A 16,395-nucleotide genomic window follows, 5' to 3' on the forward strand; every position below is an offset into this window, starting at 1 on the left:
TACAGCGCGATAAACAGCTTGCTGTAACTTTGAGGGAAGTGACAATGGCCGAAGAAGCAAATTTAGAAATAGAAGATACGGGTAAAGGCAAAAAGAAGCTGATTATCATCATTGCTGCTGTAGTGTTGATTGCGGGTGCTGCTGCGGGTTACTTTTTATTTATGGGCGATGATGCCCCTGAAGAAAGCCTAGCAGATGAAACCACAGTGACAGAGGCTGCTGCACCATCTAGCTCTGCACAGATTGGTTCGGCTCTGTATGTCGCAATGCCACGCCCATTTGTATTTAATGTACCCGGTGCTAGTCGCGACCGAATTGTACAAATAAAAGTTCAGCTACTTGTTCGCGGTGAAGTGAACGAAGAAACTGCCAAAAAGCATATTCCACTTATCGAAAGTACCTTACTTGGCGTTCTTTCAACAACGACCGCAGATGAATTAGGTACTAGTGAAGGTAAAGAGTCAGTACGTGTTGCTGCACTTGAAAAAGTACAATCAGCATTAAGTGATGTTGAAGGTAGCAAAGTGATAGAGCGGGTATTATTTACCGGCTTTGTGATGCAATAAGGGGTCAGCGTGAGCGATTTATTATCTCAAGACGAAATTGATGCGCTCTTACATGGCGTTGATGAAGTCGAAGAGGAAGATATTCACGAAGGTGATGACTTAGACAGTAATACCTTACAGTATGACTTCTCATCACAAGATCGTATTGTTCGGGGTCGTATGCCGACCTTGGAGATCGTGAATGAACGTTTTGCCCGTCATATGCGAATTAGCCTATTTAACATGATGCGCCGCACCGCTGAGGTGTCGATTAACGGCGTACAAATGATTAAATTTGGCGAATATATTCATACCTTATTCGTGCCAACTAGTTTGAACATGGTACGTTTTCGTCCGTTGAAGGGCACCGGCCTAATTACCATGGAAGCCCGATTAGTATTCATTTTAGTGGATAACTTTTTTGGTGGTGATGGCCGCTATCATGCAAAAATAGAAGGCCGTGAATTTACCCCAACAGAACGCCGTATTGTTCAAATGCTGCTTAAAATCATCTTCGAAGATTATAAAGAAGCATGGGCGCCGGTAATGGATGTGTCTTTTGAGTACCTTGACTCAGAAGTTAACCCAGCGATGGCTAACATCGTAAGTCCAACTGAAGTGGTTGTTATTAGCTCTTTCCATATTGAGCTAGATGGTGGTGGCGGTGATTTCCATATCGCATTACCTTATTCGATGCTTGAGCCAATCCGTGAATTACTCGATGCCGGTGTGCAATCAGACACCGAAGACACTGACTTACGTTGGAGTAAAGCATTACGTGATGAGATCATGGATGTTGAGGTCGATTTATCGACTCAATTGCTTGAAGTTGATCTAACGCTACAACAGATTATGGAGCTTAAAGCTGGCGATATTATCCCTGTTGAAATGCCAGAACATATCACCGTATTTGTAGAAGAATTGCCGACCTTTAGAGCGAAAATGGGCCGCTCTCGTGACAATGTGGCACTACAAATTAGCGAAAAAATTAAACGCCCTGAATCAGTTAAGTCAGAACTACATGTGTTCACAAAAGGTGGCAAAAAACTGGATTCAGATGCAGAATTAGCAGAACTAGAAGAAGATCTACATCTATCTGAAGGTGTAGATTTAGACTGGTAGTCGATTTATAAGGTTAAACATAATGAGTGATGATCAAGATACAATGGACGAATGGGCTGCGGCACTAGCCGAAGCTGAAGAAGCTGAGGGTGGCTCAGGTGATGCTGCTGTAGCGGAGCTTGATGAGTTAAAAGATGAAAGACATGAGCTGTCTGGCGACGAAAAACGTAAACTTGATACCATCTTGGACATTCCAGTTACTATTTCGATGGAAGTGGGTCGTTCAAAAATCAACATTCGTAACTTATTACAGCTTAACCAAGGTTCAGTGGTAGAACTAGACCGAGTCGCTGGTGAGCCACTTGATGTATTGGTTAATGGCACCCTGATTGCGCATGGTGAGGTGGTTGTCGTAAACGATAAGTTCGGTATTCGTTTAACGGACGTTATCAGCCAAGTTGAGCGTATTAAAAAGTTACGATGAATGCTTTAGTCGCTTTAACAAGTGCGTCGAGCACTGCATTTCCTACGGCATCACCGACGGCAGATTTACTGTCTATGGTGATGTCTTTGCTTTTAGTGCTGGTGGTTATTATTGCTTTGGCTTTTTTGGTTAAAAAACTAAATCCAAATCTTGCTAATAGTGATGAATTTAAAGTAGTGCGCAGTTTGCCTTTAGGCTCTCGTGAGCGCTTGATGGTCATTGAAATCGATAACGCTCAGCACTTAATTGGTGTGACCCCGCATAGTATTAACTACCTGCATAAACTAGAAACACCATTACAAGAAAAAGAACTGCCAGAACTTGCCAAAAAATTTGGTAAGTTGCTGAACCCACAATCACCTTCAAATAAAAAGAATTAACGCTATGATCAAGTGGATACTTATTTTAGCAAGTGTGTTGTTTTTGCCGTCGGTTAACGCTGAAGGCATAGAAGCACTGACCATTACCACCAACCCTGATGGCTCTCAAGATTACTCCGTGACGCTACAAGTGTTAGCGATTATGACGGCGCTGAGTTTTATTCCGGCAGCGGTCATTATGATGACTTCATTTACACGGATTATTGTGGTTCTGGCGATATTACGCCAAGCAATAGGCTTACAACAAACACCATCGAATCAAATTTTGTTAGGCATGTCGCTGTTTTTGAGTATTTTTATTATGGCGCCAATTTATCAGCAGGTGAATGAGCGTGCCATTGAGCCGTACTTGAATGAACAAGTTACCTCAGTGCAAGCATTAGAACTTGCCAAAGAGCCAATGAAAGCGTTTATGCTCTCGCAAGTTCGTATAAAAGATTTAGAGACCTTTGCGAAAATAGCGGGTTATGAGCAATTAGATTCGCCAGAAGACACGCCGTTGATTGTATTGATCCCAGCGTTTGTTACCAGCGAATTGCAAACGGCCTTTATCATTGGTTTTATGTTTTTCATTCCCTTTTTGATAGTTGATTTAGTAGTGGCCTCCGTATTAATGGCCATGGGTATGATGATGCTTTCGCCGATGATTGTATCTTTGCCGTTTAAGATTATGCTGTTTGTATTAGTAGATGGTTGGAGCCTTGTGATGGGCACGCTGGCGAAGAGCTTTGGGCTCGGGGTGTAACAATGCAATTCAAGACACATAATTAGGTAGGAGAGACAAAATGGAACCAGAAATTTTTGTCGATATACTCAGTGACGCGCTATTTTTAGTTATAAAGTTAGTGTCTGCAATCGTAGTACCTGGCTTATTAGTCGGTCTTGTAGTGGCTGTTTTCCAAGCGGCAACATCAATCAATGAGCAAACCTTAAGCTTTTTACCTCGTTTGCTAATTACCATAAGCGCACTTATTGTCGGTGGCCATTGGTTCACTCAAGAGCTTATGGACTATTTTACCCGTTTAGTGATGTCTATACCGGAGATAGCAGGCTAAATGGAATTTCCATTTGCGGTCATTATTCAATGGCTCAGCGACTTTTTGCTGCCATTAGTGCGTATTAGCTCAATGATTATGATCATGGCAGGCCTTGGCGCGAGAAACGTACCAACCCGAATCAAGCTAGGTTTAGCGATTGTGGTAACCTTTGTTGCTGTGCCTATGCTGCCCCCTGCGACTTTTAATAACCTATTCTCCTTTGAAATGATTCTCGTGGTCATTCAACAAATGCTTATTGGTGTGGCCATAGGCTTTGCATCAACCTTACTACTCAATACATTTGTCCTTGCAGGGCAAATACTCGCGATGCAAACAGGCCTTGGTTTTGCGTCCGTTGTTGATCCGTCAAATGGCTTAAACGTTCCCGCAGTTGGTCAGTTTTATTTGATTCTGGCTACCTTACTATTTTTTGTTTTCAATGGTCATTTAATGATGATTCAAATGGTCATTCATAGCTTTGAAGTGCTACCAATTGATGGCAATTGGTGGGCGGTTGATCATTACTGGGATATCGTTACTTGGGGCGGCTGGATGTTTACTACAGCCTTGGTGCTTGCTTTAGCACCACTGACAGCCATGCTGGTTATTAACATGTCGTTTGGTGTAATGACTCGTGCGGCACCACAGTTAAATATTTTTTCGATTGGTTTTCCGTTTACCTTAGTAGCTGGTCTTGTAATCATATGGGCGACGTTAGGTAACTTCATGACTCAATTTGAGTTTCAGTGGTTAAAAATGGTTGAGTTAATGTGCAGCCTTGTTGGTTGTACACCTTAGGAGCACGCCATGGCTGAAGATTCTGGTCAAGAAAAAACCGAAGAACCCACCGGGAAGAAAATAGACGACGCCAAGAAAAAAGGCCAGGTTGCCCGTTCTAAAGAGCTAGGCACCATGTTTGTACTTATCTTCTCGGCAGTGTCACTATTACTTTATGGACCTGAAATTGGCAAAGGGCTTTATAATGTGATGGGGCGCTTATTAAGCCTTAATCGTAATGAAACTTACGACACCACTAAAATGTTTTCAGTGTGGGGAATTGTTGCAGATGCGTTGTTATTCCCTATGGCTATGTTTGTGTTGATCATCGTGATAGCCGCTTTTGTTGGAAACACTTTACTGGGGGGCTATAACTTTAGTTGGCAAGCGGCAGCACCAAAGGCTAGTAAGATGTCGCCGGCTAAAGGTATTAAGCGTATGCTTGGCCCTCAAGCAGGAGTAGAGCTAGTTAAGTCTATTTTAAAATTTGTAGTGGTTGCAGGTTTTGCGGTGTTCTTAATTAATACTTTCTTTGATGAAATACTGCATCTAAGCATTGAAAGCGCGCCCGGAAATTTTATCCATGCACTCGAAATCCTCTCTTGGATGTTCTTAGGCTTAACCTGTACTTTAATACTCATTGCTGCAATTGATGCCCCTTATCAGAGTCATAAGCACCATAAACAGTTAAAAATGACTCTACAAGAGGTGAAAGACGAATACAAAAACTCTGAGGGTGATCCGCAAATAAAAGCGCGCATTCGCCGTACTCAGCGTGAAATGTCGCAAAGGCGTATGATGCAAGACGTGCCTGATGCCGATGTGATCGTAACCAACCCGACCCATTATGCTGTAGCACTAAAATACGATACAGCTAAAGCGGGTGCGCCTATTGTTCTTGCCAAAGGCGTGGACGAGCTTGCTATGCAAATTCGTAAAGTAGGCAAGGGTAATGACGTGCCAATTGTTGAATCACCAATGCTTACACGTGCGCTGTATCACACCACCGATGTGGGCAATCAAATACCCGATCAGCTATTCACTGCCGTTGCGCAAGTGCTAGCTTATGTTTTCCAGTTAAAACGCTTCCAAAAAGGGCGCGGTAAACGTCCTGTACCACTCAATAAAAAGCTCCCAATACCCGATGCTTACAAATATTAGTAATACCAATCCGCAATAATACTATAATCATTTTGAGGGATTAAACCTGTCGCTATCTGCGTTAAAAATTTCTGATTTAGAACAACTAAATAACGAAATTTTTGCCTTGCTATCAACGAGGTTTTATTGCCTCAAAATTGCTCACTTTATTAAGCGAATTGGTATAAATTTATAACTTGGAATAGTTATTGCAAATTCCGTGTAGTGTCAATTTTTTGAAATTGTTGAATTATGGAATTTAAAGCGGTATTACAACAACTTAACAGAGATAAAAAAGAGTATGCGAAGGGTATCGGCACGCCGTTAATGGTACTTGCTGCGCTGGGCATGGTGATTTTACCCCTGCCGCCATTTCTTTTAGATATTCTATTTTCGTTTAATATCGCGTTAGCACTGGTGGTGTTACTAGTTACTGTTTACACCATGAAACCACTTGAATTTGGTATGTTCCCTGCGGTTCTACTAATTGCAACCATCATGCGCTTAGCACTGAATGTCGCCAGTACCCGTGTGGTATTGCTAGAAGGTCATAACGGTGGAGATGCAGCCGGTAAAGTTATCGAGGCCTTTGGCTCGGTGGTTATCGGCGGTAACTATGCAGTTGGTTTAGTGGTCTTCTTAATTTTAATCATTATTAACTTTGTGGTTATCACCAAAGGTGCTGGCCGTATTTCTGAAGTATCAGCTCGCTTTACTCTTGATGCAATGCCAGGTAAACAAATGGCGATTGATGCTGACTTGAACGCCGGTTTCATCAGTGCAGAACAAGCCCGAGAACGTCGTGAAGAAGTTACTCGTGAAGCCGATTTCTATGGTTCAATGGATGGTGCAAGTAAGTTCGTAAAAGGCGATGCGATAGCGGGTATCGTTATTCTCGTGATTAATATCGTTGGTGGTTTATTTGTTGGTATGATCCAACATGATTTATCGTTCAGCCGTGCGATGGAAGTGTACACCTTGCTAACCATTGGTGATGGTCTAGTTGCACAGCTACCTTCACTATTACTGTCAATCGGTACCGCAATCGTTGTTACCCGTCAAAATGAATCGCACAATATGGGCGACCAAGTTAAGACACAGCTAGGTAACGAAAAATCACTTTATATCGCATCAGGTATTTTGATCATCATGGGTCTTGTACCAGGTATGCCGCATATTGCATTTTTAAGCTTAGGTGCATTACTGGGTTACCTTGCTTATTTCACACAACAACAAAAAGCCAAAGCAGAAGCCGAAAAAGCAGAGCAAGAGGCAAATGGTGGTGCACCAGGTACAGGTGTTGCCAACAAACAAGAACAAAAAGAACTGGGTTGGGATGACGTTCAGCAAGTTGATGTTATTGGTTTAGAAGTGGGTTATCGCTTAATTCCACTTGTTGACCAATCTCAAGGTGGTGAACTGTTAAATCGTATTAAAGGTGTGCGTAAAAAACTGTCTCAGGAACTTGGCTTCTTGGTGCCTCCTGTGCACATTCGCGATAACTTAGAGCTCGACCCTAACGCTTACAGAATTACTATGATGGGTGTTTCAAGCGGTGAGGGTGAGCTTAAGCATGGTGATGAGTTAGCGATTAATCCAGGCCAAGTATTTGGTCCAATCAAAGGAGTTGCCACAAAAGACCCTGCATTTGGATTAGATGCGGTTTGGATCAAACCTGATCAAAAAGATGAAGCACAATCACTTGGCTATACCGTGGTTGATTCTGCAACTGTGGTTGCAACTCATATCAGCCAGTTACTTACTAACAGTGCTGCTTTACTACTTGGTCATGAAGAAGTTCAAAACTTACTAGATATGTTAGCGAAGAGTCATCCACGTCTTGTTGAAGGACTGGTTCCTGACGTATTACCACTTACTACTATCGTAAAAGTGCTACAAAACTTACTCAATGAAGGGGTGGCAATTCGCGATATGCGCTCGATTGTTCAAACCCTTGTTGAGTATGGCCCACGTAGCCAAGACCCAGATGTACTAACGGCTGCAGTGCGAATTTCACTGCGCAGACTAATCGTTCAAGACGCTGTTGGTATGTCTTCTGAGATCCCTGTCATAACCTTGGCGCCTGAGTTGGAACAGATGTTGCATCAGTCACTTCAGAATGCAGGTGACGAAGGTGCCGGAATAGAGCCAAGCCTTGCAGAGCGACTTCAACAATCATTGAATGAAGCGCATCAAAACCAAGAAATGGCCGGTGAACCTTCGATACTGTTAACGTCAGGAATGTTAAGAACTGTGTTATCTCGCTTCGTTAAGTACACCATCCCAGGTTTAAGGGTGATGTCTTACCAAGAGGTACCAGACGAAAGACAGATTAAGATTGTCAGCTCAGTAGGCCAACAATAGGATAGTAAAGGGGTTGAACCATGAAAATTAAACGTTTTTTTGCTAAAGATATGCGCACAGCACTGAAAGAAGTGAAAGATGAACTAGGTGTTGATGCGGTTATTATGTCGAACAAAAAGCTTGCTAACGGCGTTGAAATCGTTGCAGCTGTTGATTACGACAAAGCAGCCCCGAAAGCCGAAGCTAAACCAGCCGTGGCACAATCAGCACCTGCTCCAGAGCATAACTTTGTTAAACCTGAGCCAATGCGTGCTAAACCTGAGCCGCAAGCGAAAGTTGCTGATAGCCTACAAGCGTTACTTGAGCGTCAAGCCCCACGCCCTCGTTCGCCAGAGCTTGCGTCAATGTTTAGTCAATCTGGTATTGATACGAGTGAACACTATCAACCAAAAGAGCCAAGCTGTGAGCAGCAACAGCCTGAATATAAGCAAGCTCCTCGTTATCAACAGCAAGCAGCACCTCGTGTACAAACTCAAGCACATAGCTTAGGTTTTGATGACGACTTAGATTCTGGTTTTGATGATTTAGATTCACCAGCCGAGCACAAAAACTCAGCACCTGCGAATCAATCAGAAATGACGACCATGCGCGAAGAAATGAATGCGATTCGTCAATTACTTGAACACCAAGTATCTGGCCTAATGCAACAAGATATGGCGCGCCGCGATCCGACTCGTGCATGTATGATTGACCGCTTAGCAGGTATGGGCATTGAACGTGATGTTGCTGAGCAAATGGCGTGTTTCATTCCTGACGATGTATCACGTCAACAAGCGTGGCAAGCACTTCTGCAAATGGTTGAAAACCAAATGCATACAACGAATAACGAAATCCTGCGTCAAGGTGGTGTATTCGCATTAGTGGGTCCAACAGGCGTTGGTAAAACAACCACAGTTGCAAAATTAGCTGCACTGGGTGCACAAAAATATGGTGCTGATAAAGTGGCGTTGATCACCACTGATACCTACAGAATTGGTGCCTACGAACAATTGGCTACTTATGGTCGAATTATTGGCTGTGGTGTTAAGCAGGTAAAAGATGCGAATGAATTAGCTGAAGTGTTATACCATTTACGTAATAAGCGTCTAGTATTAATAGACACAGCGGGTATGAGCCAACGTGATTTACGTTTAACTGAGCAGTTAAATACCCTAATGCGTAATCAGCGTGTTGATATTCGTAGTTATTTAGTATTAAGTGCTACAGCACAGATAAATGTGTTGCAAGAAACCGTAAGACACTTTAAAAAGGTTCACCTAAGTGGCTGTATCTTCACTAAATTGGATGAATCTTTAAGTTTAGGTGAGATTATTAGCATAGCGATTCAAAATCGCCTGCCAATAGGGTATCTTACTAACGGTCAGCGCGTTCCTGAGGATATTCGCGTAGCGAATGCTGAAAAACTAGTGAAAAAAGCTGAACAATTGTATTTAAAACGAGCAAAAGCACAACATTCAAGACGTCAAGCAGTAGCGTCGAACACAGTAGGGATGTATGATTAACACAGTATTAGATCAAGCAAGCGGCCTGCGCAAAATGAATCAAAATAATAATAGTGGCGTTAAAGTTATCGCTGTTACTGGCGGTAAAGGTGGAGTGGGTAAAACCAACGTTTCACTCAATACCGCAATCGCATTAGGTCAGCAAGGAAATCGTGTATTAGTATTAGATGCCGATTTAGGTTTGGCAAACTGTGACGTAATGCTTGGCCTTCGTGTTGAACGTAATTTATCTCATGTTTTGTCAGGCGAGTGTGAGCTTGACGAAATTCTTGTTGAAGGCCCTGCGGGCATCAAAATTGTACCAGCGACGTCTGGTTCACAAAGTATGGTTGAATTAACGCCATCTGAGCATGCAGGCCTTATTCGCGCTTTTAGCGAGTTAAACACCGAGTTTGATATATTAATTGTTGATACCGCCGCAGGTATTTCTGACATGGTATTAAGCTTTTCTCGTGCAGCCCAAGACGTTGTTGTGGTTGTATGCGATGAACCTACCTCAATTACTGATGCTTACGCACTTATTAAAGTGCTTAGCCGTGAGCATGGCGTATATAAATTTAAAATTGTTGCCAATATGGTGCGCAGTTTGCGTGAAGGGCAAGAATTATTTGCTAAACTTTCAAAAGTAACGGATCGTTTTTTAGATGTTTCAATGGAGTTGGTAGCAACCATTCCTTATGACGAGAACATGCGTAAATCTACGCGACGTCAAAAGGTGATTGTTGAATTATTCCCGAACTCTCCGGCAGCGGTGGCGTTTAAAACATTAGCAACAAAAGCAGTTAAGTGGCCGATCCCTAATCAACCGTCTGGCCATTTAGAATTTTTTATTGAAAAACTAGTAAACGGCTAACTATGACAACATCGGTGAATAAAGCGATGGGATATCAATCAGCACAGAATTTAAATGCGATTGTCGAAAAACATGCCTCTTTAGTCAAAAAAGTGGCATGCCATCTAATTGCTCGTTTACCTGCCAGTGTGCAACTCGATGATTTAATTCAATCAGGCATGATAGGCCTAATTGAAGCGTCAAAAAACTTTGATGCTAGCAAAGGTGCTAGTTTCGAAACCTTCGCTGGAATTCGTATTCGTGGTGCGATGTTAGACGAAATTCGTAGAGGTGACTGGGCGCCACGCTCTGTTCACCGAAATGCCCGCCTTGTGGCTGAAACCATTTCCGAATTAGAAAGCTCTTTAAATCGTGAGCCCAAAGATACTGAAGTCGCTGAAAAACTTGATATTACGCTAGATGAGTACCATCATATTCTACATGATGTAAATTCGAGTAAAGTATTAGGTATTGAAGATTTAGGTGTAGATGAAGACGTTATCACACCAGTAGGTCAGGATTTAGGACTAGACAAACCGTTTAATAACGTTAAAAATGAGCGGTTTAACCAGTCTCTATTAACGGCTATCCAATCGTTACCAGAAAGAGATGCTCTCGTTTTGTCTTTGTACTACAACGACGAAATGAACTTAAAAGAAATAGGACACATACTCGATGTTAGCGAGTCGCGTGTGAGTCAAATACATGGTCAGGCGATGATTAAGCTCAAAGCAAAAATCAATGACTGGATTAATTAGTAGTAAGTAAATAAAGGTTCAAACCTCACCGGAGGATGTTTTGGATAAAAACATGAAAATTCTTGTTGTTGATGATTTTTCTACAATGAGACGTATCATTAAAAATCTATTAAGGGATTTAGGTTTTACCAATGTGCAGGAAGCTGACGACGGTTCAACAGCATTGCCAATGCTACAAAATCAAGAATTTGATTTTGTTGTAACAGATTGGAACATGCCTGGTATGCAAGGTATTGATTTGTTACGTGCAATTCGTGCTGATGATAGCCTTAAGCATATTCCTGTTTTAATGGTGACAGCTGAAGCGAAAAAAGAACAAATTGTTGCTGCTGCTCAAGCAGGTGTAAATGGCTATATCGTTAAACCATTCACTGCTGCGACACTTAAAACCAAATTGGAAAAAGTGTTTGAACGTCTAGGTTAATCTAAGGGGAGAGGCTTATGTCAGCACTTGCTGCGCCTCAAATAAGTTTAGAGCAAGCTCGTCAACTTGTTGAGTATCTTGAAAATGGTGAACAAGAAAAAGCGGATAAGCTCATTCTTGACGCTGCATCAAAAGAACAATCAGAGTTGTTTGCTGAAGTCGGCAAATTGACGCGTCAGCTTCATGAAGCATTAAAAAACTTTGACCTAGATACTCGTCTCACTGATTTAACTACCGAAGCGATCCCAGACGCTAAGCAGCGCTTAAATTATGTTATGGAAATGACAGAAAGCGCCGCCAATAAAACCATGGATGCGGTTGAAGCAAGTTTACCAATAGCGCAACAACTTGCTGATGAAATTGCCGCAATCAAACCTACGTGGGATCGTTTAATGAACCGAGAAATTGAACTCGGTGAATTTAAATCGTTATGTCATAGCTTAGATAAGTTCATGAATAACTCGCATACCAAAACCGATGAGCTCCAAGGTTTGATGACTAATGTGCTGATGGCGCAGGATTATCAGGATTTAACCGGACAAGTTATTCGCCGTGTTATTGAGTTGGTGCGAGAGGTAGAAGACAGTTTAATTAATCTCTTAACTGTGTTTGGCAGTCAAGAAGATGGTCATCAACAACAAGAAAAACAGGCCATAGAAAAAGCACCTGCAACAAGTGACACACTAGCAGGTCCTGAAGGGCCAATTATTGATAAAGAGTCTCGCGATGATGTTGTCTCAGGACAAGATGAAGTCGATGATCTATTATCAAGCCTGGGCTTCTAAGAGGAGAGTAGCTGCATGAGCTTTGAAGTCGATGAAGATATATTACAGGATTTCCTTGTTGAAGCAGGAGAAATCTTAGAGCTTTTGTCAGAGCAATTAGTCGAGCTTGAAAACAACCCAGAAGACAAAGATCTATTAAACGCCATTTTTAGAGGCTTCCATACTGTTAAAGGTGGTGCAGGCTTCTTAAGTATGACTGAACTTGTAGATGCGTGTCATGGTGCAGAGAATGTTTTCGATTTATTACGCCAAGGTCTGCGCAGTGTAACACCAGAACTAATGGACGTAATTTTACAGGCTCTCGACACTATCAACGAAATGTTCGCTACGATTCAAAATCGCGAACAGCCAGAGCCTGCAGACCCAGCCCTATTAGAAGTCCTTCATAAATTAAGTCAGCCACCGACTGCAGAAGAGCTTGCAGGTGAAGATTTATCTGTAGCAGACGATGTTGCAGTTGCACCTGAAGAACCCGCAGTTGAAGAGCCAGTTGTTGATACGCCTGAAGTTACAGCAGAAACAACAACAGACAACATCGATGAAGATGACCCATTTGCGTTTGATATGTTATTTGATGGCGGCGGTCTTGCAGATAGCAGCGCTGAGTCACAAAATATTGACGAAATCACCGAAGACGAATTTGAAAGCCTACTAGATGAACTTCATGGTAAAGGCCAAGGCCCAGCAGCACCTGCTGCAGATACTGTAAGCAATGACAGTGACGATATTACCGATGATGAATTTGACAGCTTATTAGACGAACTGCATGGCGTTGGTAACTTTGGTGAAGTAAAACAAGATACTCCTGCTCAGCCTGAAGCTACAAAGCCTGCACAGGCTGCTCCTCAGGCGTCTGCAGCAGAACCTTCAAGCAATGACTCAGACGATGAAATTAGCGATGACGAGTTTGAAGCACTGCTTGATGAATTACATGGTAAAGGTACTGCTCCTCAGTCTTTAGAAACGACTGCGCCAGAAAAAGCGCCTGAACCACCAAAAGCAGAACCTGCAAAACCAGCACAGCCTGCAGTATCAAAACCGGCACCTGCGCCTAAACCTGCTGCCGCAGCGCCTAAACCGGCTCCAGCACCTGCAAAAGCACCAGAAAAATCGCCTGCTGCTTCTGCTGCACCGAAAAAAGCGCCACCACCACAGGCAGAAACAACGGTACGTGTTGATACTAAACGTCTCGATGAAATCATGAATATGGTGGGTGAGCTGGTATTGGTCCGAAACCGCTTAGTGAGCCTTGCTAATAACAGCAATAGCGAGTCAATGGGTAAAGCCATCTCTAACCTAGATGTGGTAACCGCAGACTTGCAAGGCGCGGTGATGAAAACCCGGATGCAGCCAATTAAGAAAGTATTTGGCCGTTTCCCACGGGTTGTTCGTGACTTAGCCCGTAGCTTGAAAAAAGATATTAACCTGCAGCTAGTTGGTGAAGAAACCGATTTAGATAAAAACCTTGTTGAAGCACTTGCTGATCCATTGGTGCACTTAGTGCGTAACTCTGTTGACCATGGTATTGAAATGCCAGACGTGCGTGAAGCCGCAGGTAAACCACGTACAGGTACCGTAACGCTTTCGGCATCACAAGAAGGTGATCACATCCTACTAACCATTCGTGATGATGGTGCAGGTATGGATGCTGAGAAACTGAAAAAAATCGCAATTAGCAAAGGTGTGATTGATCACGACCAAGCAAGTCGCTTGTCGGATACCGAAGCGTACAACTTAATCTTTGCACCAGGTTTCTCAACCAAAGAAGAAATCTCTGACATCTCAGGCCGTGGTGTCGGCATGGATGTTGTTAAAACTAAAATCACTCAGTTAAATGGCTCGGTTAATATTCAGTCTGAGCTGGGAGTAGGTACTGCACTTGAAATCAAGGTGCCATTAACACTTGCTATCTTACCGACCTTAATGGTTGTTGTGGGTGAGCAAACCTTCGCATTACCACTTGCTGGTGTTAGCGAAATTTTCCACCTTGATTTAACTAAAACTAACGTAGTTGATGGCCAACTGACAATTATTGTACGTGAAAAAGCGATCCCGCTTTTCTATTTACAACATTGGTTAGTAAAAGGTGCCAACCGCCAAGAGCGTAAAGCAGAAGGTCACGTGGTTATTGTACAAATAGGTACTAAGCAAGTGGGCTTTGTAGTTGACTCGTTAATAGGTCAAGAGGAAGTTGTTATTAAACCTTTAGATGCCTTATTACAAGGCACACCAGGTATGGCAGGTGCGACAATTACTTCTGATGGTGGGATTGCACTGATCCTCGACGTACCTAGCATGCTTAAACACTACGTTGGCTAATAATAAATAATAAAGTGCAGTATTTAGCTGCACTTTGAATGATATAAAACAAGAGAGTGCCAATGGCAGTCAAAGTATTAGTTGTTGATGATTCAAGCTTTTTTCGCCGTCGTGTAAGCGAAATTTTAGAGCAAGACAGCAATATTCAAGTGATAGGTTTTGCCGTAAACGGTCGTGAAGCGGTAGATAAAGCCCGTGAACTAAAACCTGATGTAATTACTATGGATGTTGAAATGCCGGTTCTTGATGGCATTAGTGCCGTAAAAGAAATAATGGCAGCAACACCAACTCCTATTTTAATGTTCTCATCACTCACTCGTGATGGTGCAACCGCAACCCTAGATGCACTGGATGCTGGGGCGTTAGATTTTTTACCGAAAAAATTTGAAGACATTGCACGCAACAATGAAGATGCAATCGCACTTTTGCAAAATAAAGTAAAAGAAATTGGTCGCCGTCGCCTTTCTCGTTTTTCGCGCCCAGCACCTATTTCGCGACCAACTCCGGCTCCTGCACCAAGGAGCAGTAGCACTGCAAATACGAGTAGCGGTATTGTTCAACCTGATCGCAGCTTTAGCCGTCCAGCTCCTGCTAGTTCGCCTGCCGTATCGTCTTCGAGTACGAGTAATATTCGCGCTTCGGGCAAGCAATATCAGTTAGTTGCTATTGGCACATCAACCGGTGGGCCTGTAGCGCTACAAACAATTTTAACTCAGCTGCCAGCTAACTTTCCGCATCCTATTTTGCTTATTCAGCATATGCCAGCTGCGTTTACACCTGCTTTTGCTGCACGCCTTAATGGCTTATGCAGAATCAATGTGAAAGAAGCGCAAAATGGTGACCGTTTAGTGCCTGGTACCGCTTATTTAGCGCCAGGTGGTCAACAAATGCTAATAGAAGGACGAGGCGGCTCTCGCACACTGCGTGTGTTTGAAGACGACAGTCCGCGTATTACTTATAAACCGAGCGTTGACGTGACCTTTGCTAGTGCTGCAAAAACCTTTGGTGGTGATGTGCTAGCTGTAGTTTTAACGGGCATGGGCGCAGATGGCCGTGATGGTGCGCGTATGCTTAAGCAAGTCGGTGCTACTATTTGGGCGCAAGATGAAAAAACCAGTGTGGTGTATGGTATGCCACAAGCTGTTGCAAATGCGGGGCTGGCGAGCGAGAGCTTAGCACTCACTGATGTTGCAGCTCGCCTAACGCGTGAGACTGGCTGTGGATAAGCTATCTTTTCTTGGCTTAATTGTCGCGATAAGTGCCATCGCCTTTGGTTATGCATTAGAGGGCGGGGTTGTTTCTGCACTGTTTAATGGTCCTGCGCTTATCATCGTACTCGGTGGTACGCTTGGGGCTGTGATGCTTCAAACCCCTGCAAGTGTTTTTACTAAAACACTGAAGATCAGTCATTGGGTGTTCTTTCCGCCGTATCACGATATTGATGCAGCCATTGAACAAGTAAAGCGTTGGTCACACAAAGCACGCCAAGAAGGATACTTAGCCCTTGAGTCTGATGCGCTGTCGCATTCAGACCCGTATGCGGCAAAAGGCTTGAGTCTACTTGTTGATGGGGTTGATGAGCAAAAGCTTAGAGATACCCTTGAAATTGATTTAATGCTTGAACGCGAGCGCTTACTTGAGGTAAGCCGAGTTTACGAAGCCATGGGCGGTTATAGCCCTACAATTGGTATTCTAGGTGCGGTACTCGGTTTGATTCAGGCTATGCAATTTATCACCGATCCTGAAAAACTGGGTGCCGGTGTGGCTACTGCGTTTATCGCTACTATTTACGGTGTTGGTTTAGCTAACTTATTATTCTTGCCGATGGCGAATAAACTTAAGCAACAAGTTGAGCAAAAAATGCTGTATCATGAACTACTTGCTGAAGGCATTATTGCTATTTCGCAAGGTGAAAGCCCACTAAATATCGAACTAAAACTTGAGGCGTACCGTGTAGAGCGCCCAAGCTTAGTTGACGAGTAATTT

17 protein-coding genes are annotated in these 16,395 nt (G+C 43.1%); all 17 read left to right on the forward strand.

Annotated elements, in window-relative coordinates; all coding sequences use genetic code 11:
• Positions 1-44: 44 nt before the first annotated feature.
• The 17 genes from fliL to EXT43_RS06970 all read left to right on the forward strand — a co-directional run bounded on the left by fliL (position 45) and on the right by EXT43_RS06970 (position 16,392).
• Entirely contained in the window at positions 45-566 is a 522-nt protein-coding gene (gene fliL, locus EXT43_RS06890) for a flagellar basal body-associated protein FliL (RefSeq protein WP_054562177.1), read from the forward strand.
• A gap of 9 nt (positions 567-575) precedes the next feature.
• Positions 576-1,667 (forward strand): flagellar motor switch protein FliM, encoded by a 1,092-nt coding sequence (fliM, locus tag EXT43_RS06895; protein ID WP_054553268.1) that lies wholly within the window; start codon positions 576-578, stop codon positions 1,665-1,667.
• 22 nt (positions 1,668-1,689) lie between these two features.
• Positions 1,690-2,091: a flagellar motor switch protein FliN gene (fliN, locus tag EXT43_RS06900; RefSeq protein ID WP_054553267.1), complete on the forward strand. Its 402-nt coding sequence runs from the start codon at positions 1,690-1,692 to the stop codon at positions 2,089-2,091.
• On the forward strand, positions 2,088-2,471 hold the full coding sequence (fliO, locus tag EXT43_RS06905) for a flagellar biosynthetic protein FliO (protein ID WP_054553266.1): 384 nt from the start codon (positions 2,088-2,090) through the stop codon (positions 2,469-2,471). Before fliN ends, fliO begins: the two co-directional genes overlap by 4 nt.
• 4 nt (positions 2,472-2,475) lie before the next feature.
• A complete protein-coding gene (fliP, locus tag EXT43_RS06910) occupies positions 2,476-3,216 on the forward strand; it encodes a flagellar type III secretion system pore protein FliP (RefSeq protein WP_054553265.1) in 741 nt (246 codons plus the stop codon).
• A 40-nt stretch (positions 3,217-3,256) separates the two neighbouring features.
• Entirely contained in the window at positions 3,257-3,526 is a 270-nt protein-coding gene (gene fliQ, locus EXT43_RS06915) for a flagellar biosynthesis protein FliQ (RefSeq protein ID WP_058586388.1), read from the forward strand.
• Positions 3,527-4,306 (forward strand): flagellar biosynthetic protein FliR, encoded by a 780-nt coding sequence (fliR, locus tag EXT43_RS06920; protein WP_058586387.1) that lies wholly within the window; start codon positions 3,527-3,529, stop codon positions 4,304-4,306.
• A gap of 9 nt (positions 4,307-4,315) precedes the next feature.
• Positions 4,316-5,446, forward strand: a complete 1,131-nt coding sequence (gene flhB / locus EXT43_RS06925) for a flagellar biosynthesis protein FlhB (protein WP_130166641.1) — start codon at positions 4,316-4,318, stop codon at positions 5,444-5,446.
• A 231-nt stretch (positions 5,447-5,677) separates the two neighbouring features.
• Complete coding sequence (gene flhA, locus EXT43_RS06930; RefSeq protein WP_130052063.1) at positions 5,678-7,789, forward strand: flagellar biosynthesis protein FlhA; 2,112 nt, start codon at positions 5,678-5,680, stop codon at positions 7,787-7,789.
• A gap of 20 nt (positions 7,790-7,809) precedes the next feature.
• The gene (flhF, locus tag EXT43_RS06935; RefSeq protein WP_130166642.1) at positions 7,810-9,291 is read left to right on the forward strand and encodes a flagellar biosynthesis protein FlhF; all 1,482 of its coding nucleotides are present in this window, start codon (positions 7,810-7,812) and stop codon (positions 9,289-9,291) included.
• On the forward strand, positions 9,284-10,144 hold the full coding sequence (locus EXT43_RS06940; RefSeq protein WP_054553259.1) for a MinD/ParA family protein: 861 nt from the start codon (positions 9,284-9,286) through the stop codon (positions 10,142-10,144). The genes flhF and EXT43_RS06940 overlap by 8 nt, the downstream gene beginning before the upstream one ends.
• Before the next feature lie 26 nt (positions 10,145-10,170).
• Positions 10,171-10,881, forward strand: a complete 711-nt coding sequence (locus tag EXT43_RS06945) for an RNA polymerase sigma factor FliA (RefSeq protein ID WP_130166705.1) — start codon at positions 10,171-10,173, stop codon at positions 10,879-10,881.
• 40 nt (positions 10,882-10,921) lie between these two features.
• Positions 10,922-11,305: a chemotaxis response regulator CheY gene (cheY, locus tag EXT43_RS06950; RefSeq protein ID WP_016708035.1), complete on the forward strand. Its 384-nt coding sequence runs from the start codon at positions 10,922-10,924 to the stop codon at positions 11,303-11,305.
• Between the two features lie 17 nt (positions 11,306-11,322).
• Positions 11,323-12,090 carry a protein phosphatase CheZ gene (locus EXT43_RS06955; RefSeq protein ID WP_130166643.1) on the forward strand — a complete coding sequence of 256 codons (768 nt, stop codon included), beginning with the start codon at positions 11,323-11,325 and terminating at the stop codon, positions 12,088-12,090.
• A 15-nt stretch (positions 12,091-12,105) separates the two neighbouring features.
• The gene (locus tag EXT43_RS06960; RefSeq protein WP_130166644.1) at positions 12,106-14,409 is read left to right on the forward strand and encodes a chemotaxis protein CheA; all 2,304 of its coding nucleotides are present in this window, start codon (positions 12,106-12,108) and stop codon (positions 14,407-14,409) included.
• A gap of 62 nt (positions 14,410-14,471) precedes the next feature.
• Positions 14,472-15,635, forward strand: a complete 1,164-nt coding sequence (locus EXT43_RS06965) for a chemotaxis response regulator protein-glutamate methylesterase (protein WP_130166645.1) — start codon at positions 14,472-14,474, stop codon at positions 15,633-15,635.
• Positions 15,628-16,392, forward strand: coding sequence for a flagellar motor protein (locus tag EXT43_RS06970; RefSeq protein ID WP_130166646.1), 765 nt, complete (start codon positions 15,628-15,630; stop codon positions 16,390-16,392). Before EXT43_RS06965 ends, EXT43_RS06970 begins: the two co-directional genes overlap by 8 nt.
• Positions 16,393-16,395 lie beyond the last annotated feature (3 nt).

It is taken from the genome of Pseudoalteromonas sp. CO109Y (assembly GCF_004208935.1).
In the GTDB taxonomy this organism is placed as follows: Bacteria; Pseudomonadota; Gammaproteobacteria; order Enterobacterales; family Alteromonadaceae; genus Pseudoalteromonas; species Pseudoalteromonas shioyasakiensis.

Bases quoted from the DNA above. Each gene is read 5' to 3' on its own strand.
- fliP (WP_054553265.1), top strand. From the start codon at position 2,476: ATGATCAAGTGGATACTTATTTTAGCAAGTGTGTTGTTTTTGCCGTCG.
- fliO (WP_054553266.1), top strand. From the start codon at position 2,088: ATGAATGCTTTAGTCGCTTTAACAAGTGCGTCGAGCACTGCATTTCCT.
- fliQ (WP_058586388.1), top strand. From the start codon at position 3,257: ATGGAACCAGAAATTTTTGTCGATATACTCAGTGACGCGCTATTTTTA.
- EXT43_RS06960 (WP_130166644.1), top strand. From the start codon at position 12,106: ATGAGCTTTGAAGTCGATGAAGATATATTACAGGATTTCCTTGTTGAA.
- flhA (WP_130052063.1), top strand. From the start codon at position 5,678: ATGGAATTTAAAGCGGTATTACAACAACTTAACAGAGATAAAAAAGAG.
- EXT43_RS06940 (WP_054553259.1), top strand. From the start codon at position 9,284: ATGATTAACACAGTATTAGATCAAGCAAGCGGCCTGCGCAAAATGAAT.
- flhB (WP_130166641.1), top strand. From the start codon at position 4,316: ATGGCTGAAGATTCTGGTCAAGAAAAAACCGAAGAACCCACCGGGAAG.
- EXT43_RS06945 (WP_130166705.1), top strand. From the start codon at position 10,171: ATGGGATATCAATCAGCACAGAATTTAAATGCGATTGTCGAAAAACAT.
- flhF (WP_130166642.1), top strand. From the start codon at position 7,810: ATGAAAATTAAACGTTTTTTTGCTAAAGATATGCGCACAGCACTGAAA.
- EXT43_RS06965 (WP_130166645.1), top strand. From the start codon at position 14,472: ATGGCAGTCAAAGTATTAGTTGTTGATGATTCAAGCTTTTTTCGCCGT.
- fliR (WP_058586387.1), top strand. From the start codon at position 3,527: ATGGAATTTCCATTTGCGGTCATTATTCAATGGCTCAGCGACTTTTTG.
- fliL (WP_054562177.1), top strand. From the start codon at position 45: ATGGCCGAAGAAGCAAATTTAGAAATAGAAGATACGGGTAAAGGCAAA.
- fliN (WP_054553267.1), top strand. From the start codon at position 1,690: ATGAGTGATGATCAAGATACAATGGACGAATGGGCTGCGGCACTAGCC.
- EXT43_RS06955 (WP_130166643.1), top strand. From the start codon at position 11,323: ATGTCAGCACTTGCTGCGCCTCAAATAAGTTTAGAGCAAGCTCGTCAA.